Source organism: Microbacterium sp. NPDC056003 (assembly GCF_042274785.1).
Lineage (GTDB): Bacteria > Actinomycetota > Actinomycetes > Actinomycetales > Microbacteriaceae > Microbacterium.
The window spans coordinates 436,614-461,228 of record NZ_JBHJXQ010000003.1; the positions used below are offsets into that span (position 1 = coordinate 436,614).

22 protein-coding genes are annotated in these 24,615 nt (G+C 70.5%); 7 read left to right on the forward strand and 15 right to left on the reverse strand.

Translation table 11 applies throughout. From position 1 onward, the window contains the following. Positions 1-190: 190 nt before the first annotated feature. Genes ACFC1W_RS14395 through ACFC1W_RS14410 form a run of 4 tightly spaced genes read left to right on the forward strand, consistent with a single transcriptional unit; the run spans position 191 to position 4,601 of the window. Positions 191-1,495, forward strand: a complete 1,305-nt coding sequence (locus ACFC1W_RS14395) for a sugar ABC transporter substrate-binding protein (protein ID WP_375993830.1) — start codon at positions 191-193, stop codon at positions 1,493-1,495. 11 nt (positions 1,496-1,506) lie between these two features. Next, positions 1,507-2,442, forward strand: coding sequence for a carbohydrate ABC transporter permease (locus ACFC1W_RS14400; RefSeq protein ID WP_374200459.1), 936 nt, complete (start codon positions 1,507-1,509; stop codon positions 2,440-2,442). Position 2,443: 1 nt separating this feature from the next. Beyond that, positions 2,444-3,397: a carbohydrate ABC transporter permease gene (locus ACFC1W_RS14405; RefSeq protein WP_375993832.1), complete on the forward strand. Its 954-nt coding sequence runs from the start codon at positions 2,444-2,446 to the stop codon at positions 3,395-3,397. A gap of 52 nt (positions 3,398-3,449) precedes the next feature. Then, positions 3,450-4,601, forward strand: a complete 1,152-nt coding sequence (locus ACFC1W_RS14410; RefSeq protein WP_375993835.1) for a glycoside hydrolase family 1 protein — start codon at positions 3,450-3,452, stop codon at positions 4,599-4,601. Between the two features lie 235 nt (positions 4,602-4,836). Here the strand turns inward: ACFC1W_RS14410 and ACFC1W_RS14415 are convergent, their stop codons facing one another. The 3 genes from ACFC1W_RS14415 to ACFC1W_RS14425 all read right to left on the reverse strand — a co-directional run bounded on the left by ACFC1W_RS14415 (position 4,837) and on the right by ACFC1W_RS14425 (position 9,112). Next, positions 4,837-5,493 (reverse strand): TetR/AcrR family transcriptional regulator, encoded by a 657-nt coding sequence (locus ACFC1W_RS14415; RefSeq protein WP_375993838.1) that lies wholly within the window; start codon positions 5,491-5,493, stop codon positions 4,837-4,839. Beyond that, a complete protein-coding gene (locus ACFC1W_RS14420) occupies positions 5,490-7,043 on the reverse strand; it encodes a glucoamylase family protein (RefSeq protein WP_375993840.1) in 1,554 nt (517 codons plus the stop codon). Before ACFC1W_RS14420 ends, ACFC1W_RS14415 begins: the two co-directional genes overlap by 4 nt. A gap of 590 nt (positions 7,044-7,633) precedes the next feature. After that, complete coding sequence (locus ACFC1W_RS14425) at positions 7,634-9,112, reverse strand: helix-turn-helix domain-containing protein (protein ID WP_375993843.1); 1,479 nt, start codon at positions 9,110-9,112, stop codon at positions 7,634-7,636. 230 nt (positions 9,113-9,342) lie between these two features. Here ACFC1W_RS14425 and aceB point away from each other — a divergent pair, with 230 nt between their 5' ends. Continuing rightward, positions 9,343-10,983, forward strand: coding sequence for a malate synthase A (gene aceB, locus ACFC1W_RS14430; protein ID WP_375994011.1), 1,641 nt, complete (start codon positions 9,343-9,345; stop codon positions 10,981-10,983). Between the two features lie 25 nt (positions 10,984-11,008). Continuing rightward, the gene (locus ACFC1W_RS14435) at positions 11,009-12,604 is read left to right on the forward strand and encodes an isocitrate lyase (RefSeq protein WP_241111977.1); all 1,596 of its coding nucleotides are present in this window, start codon (positions 11,009-11,011) and stop codon (positions 12,602-12,604) included. A gap of 63 nt (positions 12,605-12,667) precedes the next feature. Here ACFC1W_RS14435 and ACFC1W_RS14440 read toward each other — a convergent pair whose 3' ends face one another. The 4 genes from ACFC1W_RS14440 to ACFC1W_RS14455 are packed head-to-tail and all read right to left on the reverse strand — an operon-like array spanning position 12,668 to position 16,263. Beyond that, positions 12,668-13,303, reverse strand: a complete 636-nt coding sequence (locus ACFC1W_RS14440) for a response regulator (RefSeq protein ID WP_375993846.1) — start codon at positions 13,301-13,303, stop codon at positions 12,668-12,670. After that, complete coding sequence (locus tag ACFC1W_RS14445) at positions 13,300-14,526, reverse strand: sensor histidine kinase (protein ID WP_375993849.1); 1,227 nt, start codon at positions 14,524-14,526, stop codon at positions 13,300-13,302. Before ACFC1W_RS14445 ends, ACFC1W_RS14440 begins: the two co-directional genes overlap by 4 nt. A 25-nt stretch (positions 14,527-14,551) precedes the next feature. Then, positions 14,552-15,385: an ABC transporter permease gene (locus tag ACFC1W_RS14450; protein ID WP_375993852.1), complete on the reverse strand. Its 834-nt coding sequence runs from the start codon at positions 15,383-15,385 to the stop codon at positions 14,552-14,554. After that, a complete protein-coding gene (locus tag ACFC1W_RS14455) occupies positions 15,382-16,263 on the reverse strand; it encodes an ABC transporter ATP-binding protein (RefSeq protein ID WP_375993855.1) in 882 nt (293 codons plus the stop codon). The genes ACFC1W_RS14450 and ACFC1W_RS14455 overlap by 4 nt, the downstream gene beginning before the upstream one ends. A gap of 189 nt (positions 16,264-16,452) precedes the next feature. Here ACFC1W_RS14455 and ACFC1W_RS14460 point away from each other — a divergent pair, with 189 nt between their 5' ends. Continuing rightward, positions 16,453-17,655, forward strand: coding sequence for a pyridoxal phosphate-dependent aminotransferase (locus ACFC1W_RS14460; RefSeq protein ID WP_375993858.1), 1,203 nt, complete (start codon positions 16,453-16,455; stop codon positions 17,653-17,655). 181 nt (positions 17,656-17,836) lie between these two features. On the opposite strand, the gene ACFC1W_RS14465 is transcribed toward ACFC1W_RS14460, so the two are convergent. From ACFC1W_RS14465 to ACFC1W_RS14500, 8 genes are all read right to left on the reverse strand, one after another. After that, complete coding sequence (locus ACFC1W_RS14465; protein WP_375993860.1) at positions 17,837-18,517, reverse strand: PepSY domain-containing protein; 681 nt, start codon at positions 18,515-18,517, stop codon at positions 17,837-17,839. A gap of 67 nt (positions 18,518-18,584) precedes the next feature. Beyond that, on the reverse strand, positions 18,585-19,910 hold the full coding sequence (locus ACFC1W_RS14470; protein ID WP_375993863.1) for an ATP-binding protein: 1,326 nt from the start codon (positions 19,908-19,910) through the stop codon (positions 18,585-18,587). Beyond that, positions 19,903-20,577 carry a response regulator transcription factor gene (locus ACFC1W_RS14475; RefSeq protein WP_375993865.1) on the reverse strand — a complete coding sequence of 225 codons (675 nt, stop codon included), beginning with the start codon at positions 20,575-20,577 and terminating at the stop codon, positions 19,903-19,905. Before ACFC1W_RS14475 ends, ACFC1W_RS14470 begins: the two co-directional genes overlap by 8 nt. Before the next feature lie 162 nt (positions 20,578-20,739). After that, a complete protein-coding gene (locus ACFC1W_RS14480) occupies positions 20,740-21,876 on the reverse strand; it encodes a UDP-N-acetylmuramate dehydrogenase (protein WP_375993867.1) in 1,137 nt (378 codons plus the stop codon). Beyond that, on the reverse strand, positions 21,873-22,286 hold the full coding sequence (locus ACFC1W_RS14485; RefSeq protein WP_375993869.1) for a MaoC/PaaZ C-terminal domain-containing protein: 414 nt from the start codon (positions 22,284-22,286) through the stop codon (positions 21,873-21,875). Before ACFC1W_RS14485 ends, ACFC1W_RS14480 begins: the two co-directional genes overlap by 4 nt. Then, positions 22,283-22,732: a MaoC family dehydratase N-terminal domain-containing protein gene (locus tag ACFC1W_RS14490; RefSeq protein ID WP_375993872.1), complete on the reverse strand. Its 450-nt coding sequence runs from the start codon at positions 22,730-22,732 to the stop codon at positions 22,283-22,285. Before ACFC1W_RS14490 ends, ACFC1W_RS14485 begins: the two co-directional genes overlap by 4 nt. 41 nt (positions 22,733-22,773) lie before the next feature. After that, positions 22,774-23,577, reverse strand: coding sequence for a sulfite exporter TauE/SafE family protein (locus ACFC1W_RS14495; protein ID WP_375994014.1), 804 nt, complete (start codon positions 23,575-23,577; stop codon positions 22,774-22,776). Continuing rightward, the gene (locus ACFC1W_RS14500; RefSeq protein WP_375993874.1) at positions 23,574-24,416 is read right to left on the reverse strand and encodes a DUF2510 domain-containing protein; all 843 of its coding nucleotides are present in this window, start codon (positions 24,414-24,416) and stop codon (positions 23,574-23,576) included. The genes ACFC1W_RS14495 and ACFC1W_RS14500 overlap by 4 nt, the downstream gene beginning before the upstream one ends. Between the last annotated feature and the right edge of the window lie 199 nt (positions 24,417-24,615).

A 24,615-nucleotide genomic window follows, 5' to 3' on the forward strand; every position in this document is an offset into this window, starting at 1 on the left:
CCGCGCCAGGTCATTGGCTGCACTCCTGTCGAGAGGCATCCTGCCGTCGATGAGATGACTCTCATCGCCAATACCTTTCATGTGTCAGGTTTTTGGCGTACAGTCGAGGACCGCGACGCCCCCGCGTCGCGAACACAGCCGAGGCAGGGCCGCCACGGAGGCGGCGACGACCGATGGAGGCGTCAGACCGATGACCAGAACATTCACACGCAGAACCTCCCGATGGGCTGCGGCCGGAGCGCTGACGCTCGTCGGCGCGCTCGTGCTCGCCGGCTGCGGGCGCAGCGACGCGCCCACGGGCGGCGGCGGCGACGGCGGAGGCGGCGACGCCATCGACGACTCGCCCGCCAGCGGCACGGTCGAGGTATGGGCGATGGGCAACGAGGGCGAAGTCCTCGACGAGCTCGCCGCCCAGTTCGAGGAGGAGAACCCCGACGTCTCGATCGAGGTGACCGCCGTGCCGTGGGAGAGCGCCCACGACCGCATCGCCACGGCGATCGCAGGCGGCCAGACGCCGGATGTCACGATGCTCGGCACCACGTGGGTCGGCGAGTTCGCCGCGACCGGCGCGTTCGAGCCCACCCCCGACGGCCTCGTCGACGAGTCCTCGTTCTTCGAGGGCTCGTGGGAGACCGCCGTCGTCGACGGGGTCGCCTACGGCGTGCCGTGGTACGTCGACACCCGCGTCCTCTACTACCGCACCGACCTCGCCGAGCAGGCCGGCCTCGAGCCGCCCGCGACGTGGGAGGAGTACACCGCGTTCACGAAGGGCCTTCAGGAGGCCGGCGCCGAGTGGGGCGTCTCGCTCCCGCCGGGCGGCTTCGACTCGTGGCAGTACGTCACCCCGCTCGCCTGGCAGCAGGGCGGCGACATCCTCAACGAGGAGGGCACCGAGTTCACCTTCGACACCCCGGAGTGGGAGGAGGCGTTCTCCTTCTACACCAGCTTCTTCGAGGACGGCATCGCCGAGCCCCGGCGCCTGGAGGGCGGCGAGATCGAGCAGGCCTTCATCACGGGTGAGGTCGGCGCGTTCTACAGCGGCCCGTTCCACGTCGGGCTGCTCCTCGACCAGGGCGGCGAGGAGTTCGCCGACAAGTTCGGAGTCGCAATGGTGCCGGGTGCCGACAGCCGCACCAGCTTCACCGGCGGTGGCAACCTCGCCGTGTTCGACGACGCCGAGAACCGCGACGCGTCGTGGAAGTTCGTGCGCTGGCTGAGCCAGCCCGAGACGCAGCTGGCCTGGTACGAGATCTCGACCGACCTGCCGAGCGTGCAGGAAGCGTGGGACGACCCGACCTTCAGCGACGACCCGTACCTGAGCGTGTTCGGCGAGCAGCTGCAGGACTCGAAGGCGCCGCCCGCGATCCCCACGTGGGCGCAGGTGTCCGCCGTGATCGACCAGGAGCTGGAGAAGGCCACGCGCGGCGACACGACGCCGGCAGACGCGATCGCCACGATCCAGCAGCAGGCCGCGTCGATCGGCACGGGTCAGTAAGCGACCCTCCGATGACCGCCATCGCTCCCGCGGCCCCGCCGCGTCGCCCCGCACCCCGTGTGAAGGCGACGCGGCGGGAGCGCCGCATGACACGCAACGCCTGGCTCTTCGCCGCGCCGTTCGTGATCCTGTGGGTGATCTTCATGGCCGGCCCGATCATCGGGTCACTGCTCATGAGCTTCACCGACATGACGACCCGCGACCTGCAGACGCCGTTCCAGGTGAACGTCGTCGGGTTCGACAACTACCTCCGGCTGTTCCAGGATCCCCGCTTCCTGCGATCGCTCCTGAACACCTTCACCTTCGTGATCGTCGCGGTGCCGCTGACGATCGCGCTCGCCCTGGCGGTCGCGCTGGCACTGGACAAGGGCATCCGTCGCTTCCGCACGGTGTACCGCGTCGGGTACTACGCCCCGGTCGTGACGAGCATCGTCGCGATCGCGCTGGTGTGGAGGTTCATCCTGCAGCCGGACGGCCTGCTCAACGGGTTCCTCGCGATCTTCGGCATCCAGGGTCCGGACTGGCTGCAGTCCACGACCTGGGCACTGCCGTCGCTCATCGTCATGGCGGTCTGGCGCAACATCGGCACCATCATGGTGATCTTCCTCGCCGCGCTCCAGGGTGTGCCCCGCGAGCACCACGAGGCCGCGATGGTCGACGGCGCGAACGCCTGGCAGCGCTTCTGGAACATCACCGTGCCGGCGATGCGCCCGGCGATCCTGTTCGCCGCGGTCATCACCGGCATCGGGTTCCTGCAGTTCTTCGAGGAGCCGTACGTCATGACTCAGGGCGGACCGCTCGACGCCACCCTGTCGACGGCGATGTACACCTACGACCAGTTCGGCTTCGGCAACTACGCCTACGCGTCGGCGGCGAGCTACGTGCTGTTCCTCGCGATCGTGGTGCTGTCGCTCATCCAGTTCCGGTTCCTCGGAAGGAGGGACTGACATGACCGTCACTCCCCCGCGCACCGCGGACGCACCCGGCGAACCGCCGCGGCGCCTCGGACCCGTGCTCGCCTCGGCGTCGGTCGCCGACACCGACGTGATCGAGCGGGACCCTCACCCCGCCGGTCGCCGAGGCCGCGGCGAGCGCCCCCGCTGGTGGCTGTACATCGTCCTGACGGTGGGCCTGGTCGCCATGATCATGCCTTTCGTGTGGATGATCCTCGGCGCCTTCAAGACCGACGCGGAGATCCGCCGCAACCCGACGGGCTTCCTGCCGGAGCAGCCGACGATCGAGAACTTCGAGACGCTGTTCGGCCGGCTCGACTTCACCACGTTCTTCATCAACAGCATCGTGGTCGCGGTCTTCGTGACGCTCGGCAACATCGTGTTCTGCTCGATGATCGGCTATGCACTGGCGAAGCTGCAGTTCCGCGGCAAGAAGCTGCTGTTCGTCATCGTGATCGGCACGCTCATGGTGCCGGGCGTCGTGACGTTCGTGCCCCTGTTCGTGCTGACCGCCAACCTCGGCCTCGTCAACTCGTATCCGGGTCTCATCCTGCCGTTCCTCATTTCGCCGCTGGGCGTCTTCCTGATGCGGCAGTTCATGCTGAGCCTGCCCGACGAGCTGATCGAAGCGGCCCGCATCGACGGTGCGAGCGAGTGGCGCATCTTCCTGCGCGTCATCATGCCGCTGTGCGGTCCGGCGGTCGCGACGCTCACGATCCTCACGTTCCTCGCGAGCTGGAACAACTTCCTGTGGCCCCTCGTGGTCGCCACGACCGAGGACATGTACACCCTCCCGGTGGCGCTCGCTCTGTACTCGGTGGGCCAGAACGCGGCACGGTACGGCCTGATGATGGCCGGCGCCGTGGTCGTCGTGCTGCCGATGCTGCTGCTGTTCCTCTTCCTGCAGCGCTACTTCGTGCAGGGCATCGCGCTCACCGGCATCAAATGACCTGAGCGGATGCCGCGGCATCCGATCCTCCGACAGAAAGGACCATCGAACGATGGACTTCCCCGAAGGCTTCCTGTGGGGTGCGTCGACGGCGGCGCACCAGATCGAGGGCGGCAACGTCAACTCGGACTGGTGGCAGCGCGAGTGGGGGCACCTGCCCGGTGCCCCCGTCGAGACACCGTCCGGCGATGCCGCCGACAGCTATCACCGCTACGGCGAGGACATGGCGCTCCTCGCCGATGCAGGGCTCGACACCTACCGCTTCAGCATCGAGTGGGCGCGCATCGAACCGGAGGAAGGCTTCGTCTCGCGCGCGGCGATCGACCACTACCGCCGGATGGTGTCGACCGCCCGCGAACTCGGGCTGCAGCCGATGATCACCCTGCACCACTTCACGAATCCGGTGTGGTTCGCCCGTGAGGGAGGATGGCACTCGGATGCCGCGGCCGACCGGTTCGCCCGGTACGTCGAAGCCGCCCTGCCGGTGCTCGAGGGTGTCGACCTCGTGTGCACGATCAACGAGCCGAACATGGTGTCGGTGCTCGCCGACCCCGAGGTCGGGTTCCCGTCGATCGGGCTGCCTCCGGGGGTCCCGGCGGTCACCGACCGGCTGGTCGACGCGCACAAGCGCGCGGTCGAGCTCGTGCGCGGCGCAGGCGGGCGCGCCGGGTGGTCGGTGGCGACCCAGGCGTACCAGCCGGTCGACGGCGGCGAGACCGTCGCGGCCGAGTACGGCGCCTCGCGCGAGGACGTGTTCCTCGACGCCGCGACCGGCGACGACTGGGTGGGCGTGCAGGCGTACACGCGCACGAAGATCGGCCCCGACGGCCCGCTGCCCATCCCGGACGACGCCGAGCGCACGCTGACCGGGTGGGAGTACTACCCGCCCGCCGTGGGCGACGGCATCCGCAACGCCTGGGCCCGGGCCGGCGCGCCGGTCTACATCACCGAGAACGGCATGGCCACGGCCGACGACCCCCGGCGCATCGACTACACGCGCGGGGCGCTCGAGGCGGTGCACGCGTGCATCGCCGAGGGCGTGGACGTGCGGGGCTACCTGCACTGGAGCCTGCTCGACAACTACGAGTGGGGCAGCTACCGGCCGACCTTCGGACTCATCGCATGGGACCGTGAGACGTTCGAACGCCGCCCGAAGCCCAGCCTGGCCTGGCTCGGCGACGTGGCCCGCGCGAACGCCCTCTGACGCCGGACGCGCCACAGTCAGGAGACACGTCGCGCACCGGGCGCCTCGGGGCGGCTGCGACGGAGTGTCTCCTGACTCTGGGCCGAGATCGGGCGGTGCGACCCGCGCCCGCCGCCTTACGCGTCGTCGCGGGGCGGCGCCCTACGCGTCGTCCCAGCGCCGCCCTACGCGTCGTCGCGGGGCGGCGCCCTACGCGTCGTCCCAGCGCCGACCTACGCGTCGTCGCAGCGCCGCCCTACGCGTCGTCGCGGGGCAGCAGGTACCCGCGCACGAACTCGGCGAACAGCGCGTTCATGTCGACGGTGTCGTCGAGCAGCCACTGCTGCTGGATCCCGTCCATCACCGCGCTGATGAGACGTGCGGCGAGCGCGGGGTCGATGTCGGCCCGCACCTCGCCGTCGGCTTGTGCGGCGACGAGGATCGGCGTCGCGCTCTCGGCGCCGTCGCGGTACCGCCGCGCGAACTCCGCATGCGCGGGGTGCTCCGAATCGGTCGCCTCGGCCGACACCGTGGCGTACAGCGACGTGAGGCCGCGGGACTCCTGGTTGTAGGCGACGACCTTGGTCGCCTGCTCGATCAGCGTGTGCTCGGCAGGGTCGCCTGCGGCCGCGCGGATCGCCTCGTCGCGCTGGCGGAGCACCTCGGTGAAGAGCTCCTCCTTGTTGGCGAAGTGGTGCATGAGTCCCGTGGGGGTGAGCCCGACGCGCTTCGCGATCTCGCGCAGCGACCCGCTGTGGTAGCCGCTGCGGCCGAAGACGATGAGCGCCTCATCGACGATCGCCTGGCGGCGCGCCTGGCCCTTGGCGTAGCTGCCGCGCCGCGCGCGTGCACCGCGAGCCGGGGCACCCGACGTGGGTGCCCCGGCTGCGGTCTCGGCGGCTTCGCTGCTCACTCGCGCGCTTTCTCCTCGGAGCTGAACACCTGCGCCTTCATCGCCGGCCGCAGGCGCTTCTCCATCTCCTTGTCGACGAAGTACCGCTTCAGCGTATCGCCGGTCAGCTCATTGCCGATGGCCGCCATGATCATCGACTGGTCCAGCGAGAGGTAGCGCTCGGCGACGGTGCCGCTGCCGACCGCCACCGAGTCGTAGAATCCACCGGGTCCGTAAGCGCCGAGATCGTCCTCGAGGTGGGCGAGGTTCTCGAGCACGCCGCGGCGGTCGTAGGGCAGGGCGAGGAAGCTCGCGTGCGGCGTCACGACCCCGTCGCCGAACTCGGGATCGGGGTTCGTGCCCTCGCTGCATCCGGGCCGGTCGATGTCGACATCCGTCTTCTCGACGTCCGACGTGTACCCGTCGGAGCGCATACCCGCGAGGTCGACGCCGTACTCGGCGTAGCCGCCGAACGGGTTGCTCGCCGGCGAAAAGCCCCAGGCACCGTAGCCGGCGTCCTCGAGCCCGTGGTGCTTCTGCACCGCGACGGTGATCGGATGGTTCAGCCGCCACGACCGCGGCCCCCACGTCGTCTCGGGCACCAGCAGGTCGGGCATGAGCGCCTCGAACATGCTGCCGCCCCAACTCGGCACGAAGCTCATGCCGGCGTAGGTGTAGACGCCCTCCCACACCTCGAAGCCCTGGTACGTGCGGTAGGTGCCGGTCGGCAGCTGCTCCTGCCACGCCCAGTCGCAGCCGGGCGGCATGGTGCGGTGCGTGCCGTACAGCGCGGTCGCCGGGATCTCGCCGTTCGAGATGCCCAGGTAGGTCGCGATCCGGCTCTCGCTCACGGTCGTGTCGTAGTGGTGACAGGTGTAGAACGCCGTCTCACCCGATCCGTTGTACATCGGCGCCTCGACGCTGCAGTCCGGCGGCGGCGCCTCCCAGAACCCGCCGCGATTCGTTCCGGCCGGCAGACCGGGCGCGCCCTCCGGGTTGAAGAACGCCGAGAACTCCATCGAGTCGTACAGGGCGTCCGCCTGCTCGGCAAGGCTCGGCTCCGCCTCGCGGACGATGCGGAGGGATGCTGCGAGCCAGCCGTTGTCGACCGTGCTGAGGAACGGGTACACCGGGTCGCCGGAGTCCGGCCAGGTCGTCAGCTGCGCTCCCGTGGCCGGGTCGTACCAGTTGTAGTACATGCCGCTCGCATCGTTGCGCTCGAGATCCTCGAGGGTGTCGAGCGTCGTCGCCATGCGATCGCGGGCATCGCCCTTCGAGATGATGCCCAGATCGCGCGCCGTGACCGTCGACCAGAGGTAGCCGCCGATGTTCGTCGGGGACGTGTACGCGCCAGCGGTGACCAGGTCGCCGGTGACGTTGTCGGACGGCAGGCCCGTCGCTTCATCGGTCATCGCGTCCAGCGACGCCCAGGTGTCTTCGGCGTAGCGCTGCAGGGTCTCGTTGCCGGGCTTGCCGTGACCCGGACCGACGGTCGCCGCCGCCGGTGGCGCCAGCGCCACTCCTGCCGCTATCAATCCCGCCACGGTCGCCGTGCTCAGCCATCGTCTCATCGCGCTCTCCTCGTCGAAAGCGGCTCCGCGGGCGGAGCCGTCGGTCCGGAAAACCTAACACCTGCCAGGTATTGGCGGAACCCCGGCATCCGCTCTCTCACGCGTCTCTCACGCACCCACGCTCACCTGTCACGACACGCCGCCCGCCCCAGCACTTCGTGACAGGCGAGCAGGAGGCCTCAACCCCGAGGAACGCTCACCTGTCACGACACGCCGCCCGCCCCAGCACTTCGCGACAGGCGAGCAGGAGGCCGGCGACCCCGAGGAACGCAGGATGCCTCAACACCGAGGAACGCTCACCTGTCACGACACGCCCCTCACCCCAGCGCTTCGTGACCGGCGAGCAGGAGGGCTCAACACCGGGGAACGCTCACCTGTCACGACACGCCGCCCGCCCCAGCACTTCGTGACAGGCGAGCAGGAGGCCGACGAGCCAGGGACGCCCGGCTTGGCCCCAGGGACGCCCGGCTTGGACCCGGGGACGCCCGGATTGCGACCCAGAGACCCGCGGCCGGCGAGCCGGGGACGCCCGGCGACCGGAGCCGGCCAGCGGCCCCGGCACCGCCGGCGACGAGCGGGCGGCTCAGCCGTCAGCGCGGGGCGTGCGCGGCGAGGAACTCGTACACGTCGGTCGTGTCGACGCCGGGGAAGGCACCGGTCGGCAGGGTCGCGAGCAGCGTGCGCGGCGTGCGGACGTTCGGCCAGGAATTGTCGCGCCAGGCGGCCTCGAGATCGGCCGGCGCGCGCCGGCAGCACGCTTCCACGGAGTGCGTCGAGACGCCGCGGTGCGGGGTGTCGCGCCCGAGGAACCACTTGGTGTCATCGAAGCGAACACCCACGCTCACCGAGTGCGCGCCCTCGCTCGACTGCTCGACGCGGGCCGTGCACCAGTAGGTGCCGTTGCCGGTGTCGGTGTACTGGTAGTAAGGGTTGAAGTGGTCGTCGACGTCGAAGACCGCGCGCGAGGTCCACTTGCGGCAGCACATCTGGCCCTCGATCGAGCCGATGCGGTCGGTCGGGAAGTTCACGTCGTCGTTCTCGTACGCCTTCGTGATCGTGCCCGACTCGTGCACCTTGAGGAAGTGGACCGGGATGCCCAGGTGCACGGTCGCCAGGTTGGTGAAGCGGTGCGCGGCCGTCTCGTACGAGACCGAGTACGCGTCGCGGAGGTCTTCGATCGAGATCGCACGGTCCTTCTTGGCCTCCTGCAGGAACGGCACGACGTGCTGCTCGGGGATGAGCAGCGCACCGGTGAGGTAGTTCGTCTCGACGCGCTGGCGCAGGAACTCCGCGTAAGACGTGGGCTCGCGGTGCCCGAGGATGCGGCTCGACAGCGCCTGCAGCACCGCCGCGCGCGGGTCGCCCTTGGCCGTGACGCGGCTCGACAGGTAGAGGCGCCCGTGCTTGAGGTCGGCGACGCTGCGGGTGGTCTGGGGCAGGTCTGGCACGTAGTGCAGCGTGAATCCGAGATGGGCGGCGATGTCGGATGCGGTGCGCTGCGTGAGCGGGCCGCCCGGGTGGTCGACCGCGTCGAGCACCGCACGCGCGTGCTCCTCGAGCTCGGCGAAGTAGTTGTTCTGCGTGCGCATGAGCCGGCGCAGCGCAACGTTGGCGCGACGCGCCTCTTCCGGCGTCGCCGCCCGCTCGTCGCGCAGCCGCTCGATCTCGGACTGCAGCGCCAGCATCGTCTTGAGCGCTTCATCGGGGATGGTCTTGCCGATCCGGAACGGCGGGATGCCGAGCGCCTGGAACGTCTGCCCGCGCATCGCCCGCTCGAGCGAGATCTCGAGGGTCGCACGCTCGTCGAGCGGCTCGGACTCGAGGATCGCGTCGAGGGAGGAGCCCAGCGCGCGGGCGATCGCCTGCAACAGCGTGAGCTTCGGCTCGCGCCGGCCGTTCTCGATCATCGACAGCTGGCTCGGCGCCCGATCGACCGCCGCCGCGAGCTCTTCCAGCGTCATGCCGCGCTCGGCGCGCAGCTGCCGGATGCGGCGGCCGATGGTCAGGGAGTCCACGTCTTCATGGTCGGAGACTTCTGCGACGGAATCGTGGGTGAAGGACGTCGTCATGGCGCGATTCTGTCACGAAAGCAGAAATAAGCGAAAACTTCACAGTCGAATTGGTCAGGCGAAGGGGTGATCTTCACCCCAGAGTGGACACACGACCACCACCGGTTGATCCAGAACGCAGATCTCGGGATGCCGGAACCGACGCACACGTCGGGTCGGAGCATCCCCCAGAGGCACTTCACATTCGTTCACAGGAAGACAGGGATATGACACCTGCAACCGCCACCCCGATGCGCACGCGCACCGGCCCCATCCCCACGCAGATCCACGAGCCGGCGATCGAGGTCGCCGGACGCCTCGCCCCTCGCTACGACGAGATCCTCACTCCGGAGGCGCTCGCCTTCCTCACCGAGCTGCACCACCGGTTCGGTGCCCGCCGTCACGACCGCCTGGCCGACCGCATGCGCCGGCGGTTCCAGGTCGGCAACGGGCACGACCCGCAATTCCGCGACGACACGCGCCACATCCGGGAGGACGCGGAGTGGCGCGTCGCCGGTGCAGGCCCGGGCCTCGAGGACCGCCGTGTCGAGATCACCGGTCCGACCGACCCGAAGATGACCATCAACGCGCTGAACTCCGGCGCGAAGGTGTGGCTGGCCGACCAGGAGGATGCCACCAGCCCCACCTGGAGGAACGTCATCGAGGGCCAGCTGTCGCTGCGCGACGCGATCCGCGGCGAGCTCTCGTTCACGAGCCCCGAGGGCAAGCGGTACGAGGTGACGGCGACCGAGACGCCCACGATCGTGATGCGACCCCGCGGCTGGCACCTCACCGAGCACCACATCCGCTTCACCGACCGCACCGGCCGCACGATGGCGGCATCCGGCTCGCTCGTCGACTTCGGCCTGTACTTCTTCCACAACGCCCAGCAGCTCATCGCGAACGGGCGCGGACCGTACTTCTACATCGCCAAGCTCGAGTCGAGCGAAGAGGCGAAGCTGTGGGACGACGTCTTCTCGTTCAGCGAGCAGTACGTGGGCATCCCCCACGGCACGATCCGCGCGACCGTGCTCATCGAGACGCTGCCTGCGGCGTTCGAGATGGAGGAGATCCTCTTCGAACTGCGCGACCACTGCGCCGGCCTCAACGCCGGCCGCTGGGACTACATCTTCTCCATCATCAAGAACTACCGCGGCCGCGGGGCTCGCTTCGTGCTCCCCGACCGCAGCGAGGTCACGATGACCGTGCCGTTCATGCGGGCCTACACCGAACTGCTCGTGCAGACGTGTCACAAGCGCGGCGCCTTCGCGATCGGCGGCATGAGCGCCTTCATCCCGAACCGACGCGACCCCGAGGTGACCCAGCGCGCGTTCGAGAAGGTCGCCGCCGACAAGAAGCGCGAGGCCGGCGACGGCTTCGACGGCACGTGGGTGGCCCACCCCGACCTGATCCCCGTCGCCCGCGCCGAGTTCGACGCAGTGCTCGGCGACCGGCCGAACCAGCTGGACCGCCAGCGCCCCGAGGTCGACGTGAAGGCGGCCGACCTGATCGACGTGCACATCGGGCGTCCGATCACGGCTGCGGGCGTCCACGGCAACGTGTCGGTGGCGATCCGCTACATCGAAGCCTGGCTGCGGGGCCTCGGCGCCGTGGCGATCGACAACCTCATGGAGGATGCCGCGACCGCCGAGATCTCGCGCTCGCAGGTGTGGCAGTGGATCCACCAGGACCGCTCCACCGAGGACGGCACGCCGATCACGCGCGACTACGTCGAGAGGCTCATCGCGCAGGTGCTCGACGAGGTCGAGCGGCGCGACGGCGACCGGTTCGACGACGCGGCCGAGGTGTTCCGCGAGGTCGCCCTCGGCACCGACTTCCCGGCCTTCCTCACCCTGCCCGCCTACGCGCGCTTCCTCGTCGAGACCGACTGACGCATCTCCACCGAAGGACAACGACATGACCACCTACACCGATGACATCGAGGCCGTCGAGGCCCTGAAGAAGCAGTACGGATCTCCCTGGGATGCCGTCAACCCCGAGTACGTCGCCCGGATGCGCGCGCAGAACCGGTTCAGGACCGGACTCGAGATCGCGCAGTACACGGCCGACATCATGCGTCGCGACATGGCCGAGTACGACGGCGACTCGTCGCTGTACACCCAGTCGCTCGGCGTCTGGCACGGCTTCATCGGGCAGCAGAAGCTGATCTCGATCAAGAAGCACCTGAAGAGCACGAACAAGCGGTACCTGTACCTCTCGGGCTGGATGGTCGCGGCGCTCCGCTCGGAGTTCGGCCCGCTGCCCGACCAGTCGATGCACGAGAAGACGGCGGTGCCGGCCCTCATCGAAGAGCTGTACACGTTCCTCCGCCAGGCCGACGCCCGTGAGCTCGATCTGCTCTTCACCCAGCTCGACGACGCGCGCCGCGCGGGTGACGAGACCGCCGTCGAGTTCATCCAGTCGCAGATCGACAACCACGAGACGCACGTCGTGCCGATCATCGCCGACATCGACGCCGGCTTCGGCAACCCCGAGGCGACGTATCTCCTGGCGAAGAAGATGATCGAAGCGGGCGCCTGCGCGATCCAGATCGAGAACCAGGTCTCCGACGAGAAGCAGTGCGGCCACCAGGACGGCAAGGTCACGGTGCCGCACGAGGACTTCCTCGCGAAGATCAACGCGGTGCGCTACGCGTTCCTCGAGCTCGGCATCGACAACGGCGTCATCGTCGCCCGCACCGACTCGCTCGGCGCCGGACTGACGCAGAAGCTGGCCGTCTCGAGCGAGCCGGGCGACCTGGGCGACCAGTACAACGCGTTCCTCGACGTCGAGACGATCTCCGAGTCCGAGCTCAGCGACGGCGACGTGGTGATCCGTCGCGAGGGTCGGCTGCTGCGCCCGAAGCGCCTCGCCAGCAACCTGTACCAGTTCCGTCCCGGCACCGGCGAGGATCGCGTCGTGCTGGACTGCGTCACGTCGCTGCAGAACGGCGCCGACCTGCTGTGGATCGAGACCGAGAAGCCGCACGTCGAGCAGATCGCCGGCATGGTCGACCGCATCCGCGAGGCCGTCCCGAACGCGAAGCTGGTCTACAACAACAGCCCGTCGTTCAACTGGACGCTCAACTTCCGCCAGCAGGCCTACGACCAGCTCGCAGCCGAGGGCGCGGACGTCTCGGCATACGACCGCAGCAGTCTGATGAGCGTGGAGTACGACGACACCGAGCTGGCGCAGCTGGCCGACGAGAAGATCCGCACGTTCCAGGCCGACGGCTCGGCGCGCGCCGGCATCTTCCACCACCTGATCACCCTGCCGACGTATCACACGGCGGCGCTGTCGACCGACACCCTCGCCAAGGGCTACTTCGGCGACGAGGGCATGCTCGCCTACGTGAAGGGCGTCCAGCGCCGCGAGATCCGCGAGGGCATCGCGACGGTGAAGCACCAGAACATGGCCGGCAGCGACATCGGCGACAACCACAAGGAGTACTTCGCCGGCGACGCGGCCCTGAAGGCCGGCGGCAAGGACAACACGATGAACCAGTTCGGCTGATCTCTATGACGACGGATGCGCGGGCCGCACGGTCCGCGCATCCGTCGTCTTCGGCATCCGGCGTCAGGGCAGCAGGCCGCGCTCCATGGCGAGGGTGACCGCCCTGGTGCGGTCGGCGACGCCGAGCTTGTCGAAGACCTTGAGCAGGTGCGTCTTGACCGTCGACTCGCCGATGCCGAGCGTCACCGCGATCTGCTTGTTGCTGTGTCCGGTGGCGACCAGCCGCAGCACGTCGAGCTCGCGCGCCGTGAGCGCGACCGCGTCGGGTCCGGGCCGCCGCATCCGCTCGACGAGGCGCACGGCGACCTGCGGCGAGAGCGCCGACTGACCGGCGGCGACCGAGCGGATGCCCGCCACGATCTCAGCCTGCGGCGCCGCCTTGAGCAGGTAGCCCGAGGCTCCCGCCTCGATCGCGGCGAGGATCTGGTCGTCCGACTCGTACGTCGTGAGGATCAGCACCCGCGGCGGCGGGCTGCCCGCCTCGCCCCCGGCGATCCGCGCGGTCGCCGAGACGCCGTCGACCCGGGGCATGCGCAGGTCCATGAGCACGACGTCGGGCGAGGTCGCCCGCGCCAGCGTGACCGCTTCGTCGCCGTCGGATGCCTCGGCCACGACCTCGAAGCCGGGTTCGTCGGACAGCAGTCCGGCGAGACCCGCGCGCACGACGGGATGGTCGTCGGCGATGAGCAGCCGGATCATGGCGTGACCTCCGTGCGCGCCTCGTCCGCCGGCGCGCTGCCGGCGACCGCGCCCGCGACCGCACCCGAGCTCAGCGGAAGCCGCACCCGCACGGTCGTGCCGGCGCCCGGCGCCGAGTCGACTTCGAACGTGCCGCCCGCGAGCGCGACGCGATCTCCCATGCCGTCGATGCCGAACCCGGTGCCGCTGGCTGCGGGGTCGAACCCACGCCCATCGTCGGTGATCTCCAGCGTCGCGGCTCCATCGGCCACGCGCACCGCCACCGTGGCGAGCGTCGCCTGCGCGTGCCGGGCGACGTTGGACAGCCCCTCCTGCGCGCAGCGCAGCAGCACGACCTGACGGTCGCGGTCGAGCGCCTCGGCGGTCGCATCGACGGAGACGTCGATGGCGGCTCCCGACTGGGCGCGGAAGCGCTCGGCCAACCGCTCGATCGCCGCGCCGAGCGCCGCCTCGTCGGGCACGGCTGCCGTGCGCGCGACGAGGGCACGGGCTTCGTCCAGCGCGTCGCGCGCGACCTGCTCGACGGTCGCCAGGGTCGCGGTCGCAGCATCCGCTGCCCCCTCCCGCGACTGCCGCCCGGCGCGCTCCGCGAGGATCACGAGGCCGGCGAGACTCTGGGCGAGGGTGTCGTGGATGTCGCGCGCCAGTCGCTCACGCTCCTCCGAGGCGCCGCGCTCATGACTCAGCGCGCGCACCTCGGCCTGGGCCGCCGTCAGTTCATCGAGCAGACGCGCCCGTTCCTCCCCGTACTCTGCGATCCCCGAGATCCAGAGCCCGAACGCGGTGGCGAACGCGAACGAGAACCCGGCGGTCGTCACCCCGGCCACGAACGCGCCGATGCTGAAGCCCCCGCCGAAGGTGTAGCCGACCATCACCGCGAGGGCGATGACGGCTGATCCGATGACCCCACGACGGCGCGTGTCGCCGAGCACCCACGCCAGCGGGTACGCGAGCACCTGCAGGGTGGCGAGGAACTCGGTCGACGCGGTCCCGATCGCCAGGATGACGGCGGTGATCGTCAGGAACGTCGCGAACCGCACAGTCGACGCGGTCCCGAGCGCCGGCCGCGCGATCAGGAAGTACGCCAGAGCGAACGCCGTGATCGCGGCATACGCGACCGCGCGCTCGGCTGCGCCTCCTGGTCCGAGGCCGAACGCGATGGCCATCGCGATCGACGCCGATCCGGCGACGACCGCGATGTCCCACCAGCGCTTGTCGAGCATGATCCTCCTGGTCCTCCTGGTGAGGCTACGCGTTGCGGCGGATCCACCGGAAGGTGACGAGCGACATGATCAGCCCCACGACGAGCCAGATGCCGAGGGCCGCCGCCACGCCGACCAGGTTCCACTCGCCGCCCGGCTCGAGCGCCGCGTACTCCTCGGGGAGGAACACCGCGCGCATCCCCTGCGCCATCCACTTGAGCGGGAACAGCGAGGCGACGTTCTGCAGCCACTCCGGGAGCTGCCAGAACATCAAGTACACCCCCGAGATGAACTGCAGCACGAGCCCGATCGGGATCACGACGGCCGTGGCGCTCTTCGCGCTGCGGGGCAGGGCCGACAGGGCGATGCCGAGCAGCGCCGAGGTCGCGATGCCGAACACGAAGACCCACGCGAAGGTGAACCACTGCGACGGCTCGGTGGGCAGCGGCACTCCCAGGGCGAGCCCGGCCACGGCGAGCAGCAGCGCCGCCTGCAGCACGCCGGTGACCAGCACCTGCGCGATCTTGCCGAGGAAGTAGCTCACCGGCGAGAGCGGCGACCCGCCGAGTCGCTTGAGGGTGCCGTCCGCGCGCTCCAGCGCGATGTCGATCGCCAGGTTCTGGAAGCCCGACAGCAGGAGTCCGGCGGCCATCATTCCCGGCAGATAGAGCTGCGCCATCGGCAGTGCCGGCAGACCGGGTGCCATCTGCACATCACCGTCCGCGCCGAAGGCGACGCTGAACAGCCCCAGCATGAAGACCGGGAACAGGAAGGTGAAGAAGAGCGTGTCGCCCGAGCGGAAGTACTGCGTCAGCTCGAAACGCGCCCGCCACAGCCCGGTGGGGACGATGCCGGGCACCTTGATCGCTGTCATGCTCATCGCACGGTCTCCTTCGCCAGCTCGGCCGCCGCGCCCGATGCGCGCGCGACCAGTTCCAGATAGATGTCCTCGAGGCTGGGCCGGACGATCTCGAGCCGCTCCGGCTCACCGCCCAGCCGAGCGCTCAACTCGCCCGCGAGAGCGAGAGGCGTGGTGGAGCGCTCCTCGCGCTGCACGCCGCCCTCGTACCAGCGCACAACGGGCACGCGCGCATCCGGGCCGCCGAAGGTGTCGACCGGACCGAGCGCCTGCAGCCGGCCGTCGGCGATGACCGCGACCCGGTCGGCGAGCTGCGCCGCCTCGTCGAGGTAGTGGGTCGTGAGGAGGATCGTCGTGCCCTCCGCCTTGAGTCCGCGGATCAGCTCCCAGAACTCGCGCCGCGCCTCGGGGTCGAAACCGGTCGTCGGCTCGTCGAGGAACAGCAGCTCGGGTCGTCCGATGATGCCCATGGCGACGTCGACCCGGCGCTGCTGCCCGCCCGACAGCTTCGAGGTGCGCATCTTCGCCTGCGCCGTCAGGCCCACGGCGGCGATCACCTCGTCCACATCGCGCGCATCGGGGTAGAACCCGGCGTACTGCTTGAGCTGCTCGCGCACGGTGAGCAGGCCGCTCTGACCGCACGTCTGCAGCACGATGCCCAGGCGCGCCTTCCACTCGAGGCCGCCCTGCTCAGGGTCGACCCCCAGCACGCTCACCTCGCCGCCGCCGCGACGGCGGTAGCCCTCGAGGATCTCGACGGTCGTGGACTTGCCGGCGCCGTTGGGGCCGAGCAGGGCGAACGTCTCGCCGCGCTCGATGTCGAAGCTCACGCCGTCGACGACGGCACGGCCGTCATACGTCTTCCGCAGGTTGCGCACCTGCACTGCTGGAGTTCTCATGCCTCCAGCCTCGCGCCGGCGAGGAGGCCGCCCCAGCCGTCGTCCGCAGGAGGAGGCATCCCCCATTCGGTGGAGGCCGGCGTCGACCGGCAGACCGGCGTCCACACACCGTCGTGCGGTCCACGGACTGTCGGGCGGCCCACCGATTCCGGACAGTGCAGAACGCCGGCTCGCACTACGCTCGTAGGCGTGACAGACCGCGCCCCGCTCTCCCGCAAGCTCTCCGCCATCGCCGAGTCCGCGACCCTCAAGGTCGACGCGAAGGCGAAAGCACTGCAGGCCGCCGGCCGCCCCGTGATCTCGTACGCGGCGGGCGAACCGGACTTCGCCACGCCGCAGTTCATCGTCGACGCCGCCGCCGCGGCGCTGCACGACCCCGCGAACTACCGCTACACGCCCGCCGTCGGCCTTCCCGTGCTGCGCGAGGCGATCGCGGCCAAGACGCTGCGCGATTCGGGTCTCGAGGTCGACCCGTCGCAGATCATCGTCACGAACGGCGGCAAGCAGGCCGTGTATCAGGCCTTCCAAGCCGTCGTGAACCCCGGTGACGAGGTGCTGCTGCCCGCTCCCTACTGGACGACCTACCCCGAGGCGATCGCCCTCGCCGACGGCGTCCCCGTCGAGGTCTTCGCGCCCGCGGAGCAGGACTACAAGGTCACGGTCGACCAGCTCGAGGCTGCGCGCACCGACAGGACGACGGCGCTCGTCTTCGTGTCGCCCTCGAACCCGACCGGCTCGGTCTACACGCCCGAAGAGACCCGGGCGATCGGCGAGTGGGCCGTCGAGAACGGCATCTGGATCATCACCGACGAGATCTACCAGAACCTCGTCTACGAAGGCGTGCGCGCCGTCTCGATCGTGGAGGCGGTTCCGGATGCCGCGGCCCAGACGATCCTCGTGAACGGCGTGGCCAAGACCTACGCCATGACCGGCTGGCGTCTCGGCTGGATGGTCGGGCCGAAGGACGCCATCAAGGTCGCGGCGAACCTTCAGTCGCACCTGTGCAGCAACGTCAACAACATCGCGCAGCGCGCGGCGCTCGCGGCGCTGTCTGGGCCGCAGGACGAGGCGGAGCAGATGCGTCTCGCGTTCGACCGCCGGCGTCGCCTGATCGTCGCCGAGCTGTCGAAGATCCAGGGCGTCACGGTGCCGAACCCGCTCGGCGCGTTCTACGTATACCCCGACGTGCGCGGGCTGCTCGGCCGTGAATGGCGGGGCAAGACTCCGACGACGACGCTCGAGCTCGCAGATCTGATCCTCGAAGAAGCCGAGGTCGCGGTCGTCCCGGGCGAAGCGTTCGGCCCGAGCGGCTATCTCCGGCTGTCGTACGCCCTCGGCGACGATGCCCTGCTCGAGGGCGTCCAGCGCCTGCAGCAGCTCTTCGCCTCGTAGGCCGAGGCACCCCGCTGCCCGGGGCGGTTCCGCGCCGTAACCCGACGAGTTGCCACTGGTGGCGGGTCTGCAGCAGTTGTCCCCACCACAACCGGCAACTCGCCGCCCGCGAGTGAGCGCCCGCAAGAGGGAACCGCCCGCCGCATCGGGGCGGTGGGCGGTTCCGACTCCCCGGGGAGAGTCAGTCGACCTTCACGACGACGAAGGCCGCGTCGAGCTCGACGTCGGCGTCCTCGCCGTTGCCGAGGTCGATCTCGACCTCGTACTCGTGGTCGGCGTCGTCGCTGAACTCGACGCTGGTGACGGTTCCGGTGCCGACTGCGGCGAGTGCCGCGTCGGCCGCCTTCGTGCGGACCGCCTCGTCCGTGACCGGCTGGTCGTCGCCCGTCGACTCGCCCGACGCGTCGCCCGACGCGTCGTCCGAGGAGCCGTCGTCCGAGGAGCCGTGGTCGGAGGAGCCGTCGCCGGAGGAGCCGTGGTCGGACATCACGGAGACGATGCCGAAGTCAGCGTCGAGCTTGACCTCGACGAACCCGCCGGCGTCGAGGCGGATGTCGATCTCGTAGGCGTGGGTCGGGTCGTCGTCGATGTCGGCCTCGACGACCGTCCCGGGGCCGGTCTCTTCGAGAGCGGCCGCGATGGCGGCGTCGAGATCAGCCGGGTCGCCCGATGTCACGCCGACGGATCCGCTGCCCGGGGTCGCGCCCCCGAGCGGGTCGGTGTCGGGGGTGGCGCCGGGAGTCGCCGCACTGGTGGTGGCGAGAGTCGCCCGCGGCGCGGTGCTCGCGGCGAATGCCGCTGCTCCGCCGGCCAGCGAGGCGACGACCGCCGCGGACGTGATGATGATGGCGCTCTTTCGCATGGTGTCCTCCTGGGTAGGACTCCACCTTCGCGAGTGGATGCTGAAGCCAGCCTGAAGCCGGCGAAGATCATGCCGGCAGGCTGAGCGTGAACCGCGCGCCGCCGAGGGCGGCGTCGTCGAGCCGCACGCTCCCGCCGTGCGCCCGCGCGATCTCCGCCACTATCGCCAGCCCGAGGCCACTTCCGCCGGCATCCCGCGACCGCGCCTCGTCGAGTCGCACGAACCGCTCCCACACGCGCTCCCGCTCGGCCGGCGGCACGCCGGGCCCGTCGTCCTCGACCACGACCGCAGCCATCCCGTCGGCCAGCGCCGTCGACAGCGTGATGCGACCCGAGGCGTGGCGGACGGCATTGTCGACGAGGTTGCGGACCGCCTGGGCCACGAGCCCGGCGTCGGCGCGCGCACGGACCGGACGGATGCCCGACCCGTCGACCTCGACCGCGGTGGTGGCGCGCACGCGCTGCGCCTCCGAGAAGAGCACGTCGTCGAGGTCGACCTCGACCGCGTCGAGCACGAGCGCATTCTCGTCGGCCTTCGCGAGCACCAGCATCCCCTGCACCAGCCGCTCCAGTCGCGCGCCCTCGCCGAGCACCGTGTCGGCGAGCAGTCGCGGCGAGACGCGTTCGGGGTGGGCGAGGGCGACCTCGGCATACTGCCGCAGCACCGCGAGGGGCGACTTGAGCTCGTGCGAGGCATCCGAGATGAACCGTCGCTGACTGTGCTGAGCGGTCTCGAGCCGAGCGAGCATGCCGTTCATGGTCCGGGCGAGACGGCCGACCTCGTCGGTGGTGTGCGGGTCGTCGACCCGGCGCGAGAGGTCGCTCGCCGTCACGGCGTCCACCTGACGGCGGAGGCGGTCGACGGGCGCGAGCGCGCGACCCACGGCGATCCAGGTGGTGCCCCCGACGACCAGCACGATGATCGGCACCGACACCGCGAGGAGCGCCGCCACCGACGCCAGCGTCGCATCGGACTCCGCGGTGCTGCGCCCGGCGACGACGATCCAGTCGCCGCCATCGCGGTCGGCGGCGACGACGAACACGCCCGCGCCGGGGATGTCGATCGCACCCGGGAGCACCCCCTGCCGATCGGCGAGCGGTCCGAGGTCTTCGGCGACATCGCCGGCCGCCACGACCGCTCCCGTGTCGCGGTCCAGCACCTGCCAGAACCGGTCGTCGTCGACGTCGGGGAGGGAGTCGACCCCGGACTCGTCGACCTGCTCGGCCCACGCCGTGGCATCCTGCGCCGCGGCGAGCTCGAGCTGACCGAGCAGCGACGTGCGCAGGGTCAGCCAGAAGCCGACCGCGCCGGCGATGAGCGCGACGGCGACCACCGCGACGGCGACCGACGTGATCCGCGCCCGGATGCCGAGCCGGCGCCGCGGCTCAGCCATCGGCGTCGATCCGGTAGCCGGCCCCGCGGACGGTGCGGATGGAGGTGCGGCCGAAGGGGCGGTCGACCTTGGCCCGCAGATGTCCGATGTAGACCTCGACGATGTTCGGGTCGCCGTCGAACGAGAAGTCCCACACCGCCTCGATGATCTGCGCCTTCGAGACGACCTCGCCGGCGCGGCGCATGAGGAACGAGAGCACCGCGAACTCGCGGCTGGTCAGCTCGACGCGCGTGCCGTCGCGCGACACGTCGCGTGACACGGGATCGAGCGCGAGATCGCCGACGGTGAGGACCACGGGCCGGGGCGTCGATCCGCGGCGAGTGAGAGCGCGCAGCCGGGCCAGCAGCACCGCGAACGAGAAGGGCTTCGTCAGGTAGTCGTCGGCGCCGGTGTCGAGGCCCTCGACCTGATCCCACACCCCGTCCTTGGCGGTGAGCATGATCACCGGCGTCCAGTTCTCCTCATCACGTAGCGCACGGCACACGGAGTAGCCGCTCATGCCCGGCAGCATGACGTCGAGCAGGATCACCGCGTACTCGTTCTCGCGCGCGAGCCACAGCCCGTCCACGCCGTTGTGCGCGACGTCGACGGAGAAGCCCTCCGCCTCCAGACCTCGACGCAGGCCGTCGGCCAGACGCACTTCGTCGTCGACCACCAGCACGCGCATGGGTCCATCGTGTCCCATCCGACCTGAATCGCGCCTGAAGCGCGACCTGCGCCCGACGAGTTGCCACCCGCGGTGGGTAGGCGGCCGTCGAGCCCACCAGAACCGGCAACTCGCCCGACGTGCTCCGCCGGAGCACGTCGCGCGGACGCGAGCGGAGCCCCGCTAGAGCTCGACCCCGACGAGCACGGGCTCGGGCTGCAGCAGCAGCCCGAACTCGGCCTGGACACGCCCCTGGATGTAGCGTGCGAGCTCGGCGAGCTCCGCCGCCCGCGCGCCTCCGCGATTGGTCAGGGCGAGGGCGTGCTTGCTCGACAGCGCCGCGCGCGAGCGCGGCAGCTTGAAACCCTTGCGCAGACCGCTGTGCTCGATGAGCCAGGCCGCGCTCACCTTGACGTCGGACTCCACGGTCTCGGTCGGCGGCACGTACCCGTCGTACGTCGCGAGCGGGATGACGACAACGGCGTCGACGTCGGGCGCGACCGGCCAGCGCGGGCACTCCGGCGGAAGGGTGCGTGCGAACGAGGGTGACACGATCGCGTTCTGGAAGAACGACCCGGCGCTGTACGTGTCGGGGTCGTCGGCGTCGAGAACCATGCCCTTGCGAGCGCGTGTGGTGAGGACGTGGTCGCGCACCCAGGCGACCGACACCGCGTCGCCGGGCCCGAGGCCGAGGGCGGTGCGCAGCTGCTCACCGGGGATAGGGCGCTCGTCGTGGCCGACCTCCGCCAGCTCGAGCGTCACCGACAGGATCACGGCGCGCCGCTCCGGCACGGAACCGTAGTGGTGCTTGAGCACCGATGTGCGGAAGCCGAGACCGAGATCCGACGCCGGCACGGTCGACACGTCGCCGGTGGCCTCGTCGATCAGGTCGACCTCGACGAGCGTCTGCACGATCTCCTGGCCGTACGCGCCGATGTTCTGGACCGGCGCCGCGCCGACCGAGCCGGGGATGCCCGACATCGCCTCGATGCCGGCGAGGCCCTCGTCCACCGCGTGTCCGACGAGGGCGTCCCAGTCGTGCCCGGCCTGCACGCGCAGCCGCGTGAAGCCCGGTCGCGGCGACGGCAGTCGCTCGATGCCCTGCGTGAGGATGCGCACGACGGTGCCGTCGTAGGGCTCATCGCCGACGAACAGGTTCGATCCGCCGCCCAGCACGAACCACGGCTCGCCGTCGGCCCACACGTCGCGGAGCACGCCGACGAGCTCGTGGGGCGTGGACGCCTCGAACATCCGCGCCGGCGCGCCGCCGGTGCGCAGCGTCGTCAGCGCGGAGAGCGGAACGGGAGTGACCTCGGTCATGCCGTGCGGACGCGCACCTGCGCCTTGCCCAGCACGGTCGTTCCGCCCGACGTCACGGTCAGGTCGATGCGCGCGGTGTCGTCGTCGACGGCACCGGCCTTCGCGACGATCGTGACCTCGGCACCGGCCTCGGGGTCGACGACGACGGGGCGTGTGAAGCGGACGCCGTACTCGAGGATGCGACCGGCGTCGCCGAGCCAGGGCACGATCGTATCGACGGCGAGACCCATCGTCAGCATGCCGTGGGCCAGCACGCCGGGAAGCCCGACCGAGGCGGCGATGTCGTCGCGGTAGTGGATGGGATTGAAATCGCCGGATGCCCCGGCATAGCGCACGAGGGACTCCCGGGTCAGGTGGACGGTGCGCTCGGCGACGACGTCGCCCACGGCGACCTGCAGGGCGGCGCTCACTGGTCTCCCTCCCCCACGAGCAGGACGGACGTCGCCGTGACGACGTGCGCACCCTCGGCATCCGTGATCTCGGCATCGCTCGTGACCATGGCGTTGCCGCCGAGCGTGCGGATGCCGGTGACGGTCAGGCGCGCAGTCAGCTCGTCGCCGGCGACGACGTGCCGCGAATAGCGGAAGCGCTGCTCGGCGTGCAGCACGTTCTGCAGCACGATTCCCGAGTCGGGCTCGGCGAGCAGCTGTTGCAGCGTGAGATCCTGTACGACCATCGCGAAGGTCGGCGGCGCCACCACGTCGGGATACCCCAGCGCCTGCGCGGCTGCGGGGTCGGTGTGCTGGGGGTCGGTGGCGAAGACGGCGCGGGCGAACTCGCGCACCTTCTCGCGACCGACGAGGTAGGGGGCCGTCGGGGGGAATTCCCGGCCGACGATCTCGGGGTTCACTGGCACCAGGACATCCTACCGAGCAGCCCCTGCGCACTCGCCGGGCTCTACGTCCGCCGGCCCCGGATGGCCCGCAGCGCCATCTGCACGGCGATCACGACCAGGAAGCCGGCGAAGAGGATGTTGCCCGTGAACGGGTCGAGCACCGTGGCGATCCACGCGCCGAGCGCGGTCGTCGTGCACGCGGCGACGCCGATGATCGCGGCGGCGACCAGATCGACGTTGCGGCGTCGCACGTTCCCGATCGTGCCCGAGACGGCCGTCGGGATCATCATGAGCAGCGACGTGCCCTTCGCCGCGAGGTCGCTCGTGCCGAAGAGCATCATGAGCGCGGGCACGACGATGATGCCGCCGCCCACGCCGATCAGGCCCGCCGTGATGCCGGTCACGACGCCCAACGCGACGAGCCCGGCGCCCGAGGGGAGCGTCAGCGCGAGCTCCGCCTCGCGGGAGGGCACGACGAGGAAGAGACTGACGATCACGAGCACGAGGAAGCCGACGAACGCCCAGCGCAGGATGGTCTGCGACAGCCGCGGCAGCAGCCAGGTGCCGATCTGCGCGCCGACGACGGCACCGGCGGCGAGCAGGAGCGCCGGGATCCAGGCGACCGAGTCGTGGATGGCGTAGGAGATCACGCCGACGGTGGCCGTGGGCACGATCGCGGCGAGCGACGTTCCGGCGGCGAGGCGCTGGTCGAAGCCGAGAATGAGCACCAGCAGCGGGACGATGACCGTACCGCCGCCGACGCCGAAAAGCCCCGACAGCAGGCCTGCGAGCAACCCGATGCCGATGCACGTGAGGATGAAACGCGCACTTCTCGGGCGCGCGGTGGAGCTCTCGGCCACGCTCAGTCGGCGAGGTCGTCGAGGTCGTCGATGGCCCAGCCTCCGTCGACCGGCACGACGGTGTACTCGTACAGCGCCCGCTGGGCCTGCGGCTCGGCGAGAGGCTCGCCGGCCTCGTCGAGCAGGGCGTCGAAGGTCTCGGTCGTCGTGATCAGGATCGCATCGGCGCCGGTCGCGATGCCCGTCACCGTCAGCTCGTAGTCTTCGAGAGAGGCCGCGAATCCGGCCGCGCGCTCGGTGAAGGCGGCGCAGTCCGCGAAGGACGTGGCTGCACGGAACTCCTCAGTCGTCGCCTCGGTGTAGGCGTCGCAGTCTCCCGTCTGCCACGCCTCGTCGTACAGCTCGACCGCGGCGACGGCGGCCTCTTCGTCCGCCCCCGACGGCGCGACCGACTGCTGCGAACCCGTGGTGAGGCTGAGGAAGATGAGCGGGATCACGACGGCCGCGGCGATGACGATCCCGAGCATCACGACGCCCAGCACGACCCACAGGATCCACAGGTTCGACTTGCGCGGCTCGGTCGCCGCGGTGAACGCGCCGCCGTTGGCCTCCACCCCCGGATGCGTGCCGGGGTACGGGGTCTGCTGCGTAGCAGCTGCCGGGTACTCGGGCGAGGCTCCGACGGGCGGGATGCCGAAGCCCAGCGCCGTCGCGGCATCGACCTCCGCCGCCTCCCGCTCGGACTCGGCTTCGGCGGCGGCGACGATCTCGGCCTCGGTCGGCGCGACGTCGCCGTCGGCCGTCTCGGGGTCCGGCTCCGCGACGTGCTCCGTCCACTGCGCACCGTCCCACCAGCGCAGCGCACCGTGTCCGTCGTCGTACCAGCCGGGGGGTGTCGTCGCCATGCTGAAACCCTATCCCGGCGCCGTCGGCGCCGCCCGATCCGGACAGCGGGGGTGGGGGGGCGCGGGGCGCGGGCGCCCCCCCCCCCCCCGCGGCGCCGGGCCCCGGCCCCCCGGGGCCCCGGGGCGCCGCCCGCCCCCCCCGCCCGCGCCCCCCGCTCCTCTGTTCTCTGCGCGTTGGTGATCGCGCGCTGGAAGGCGT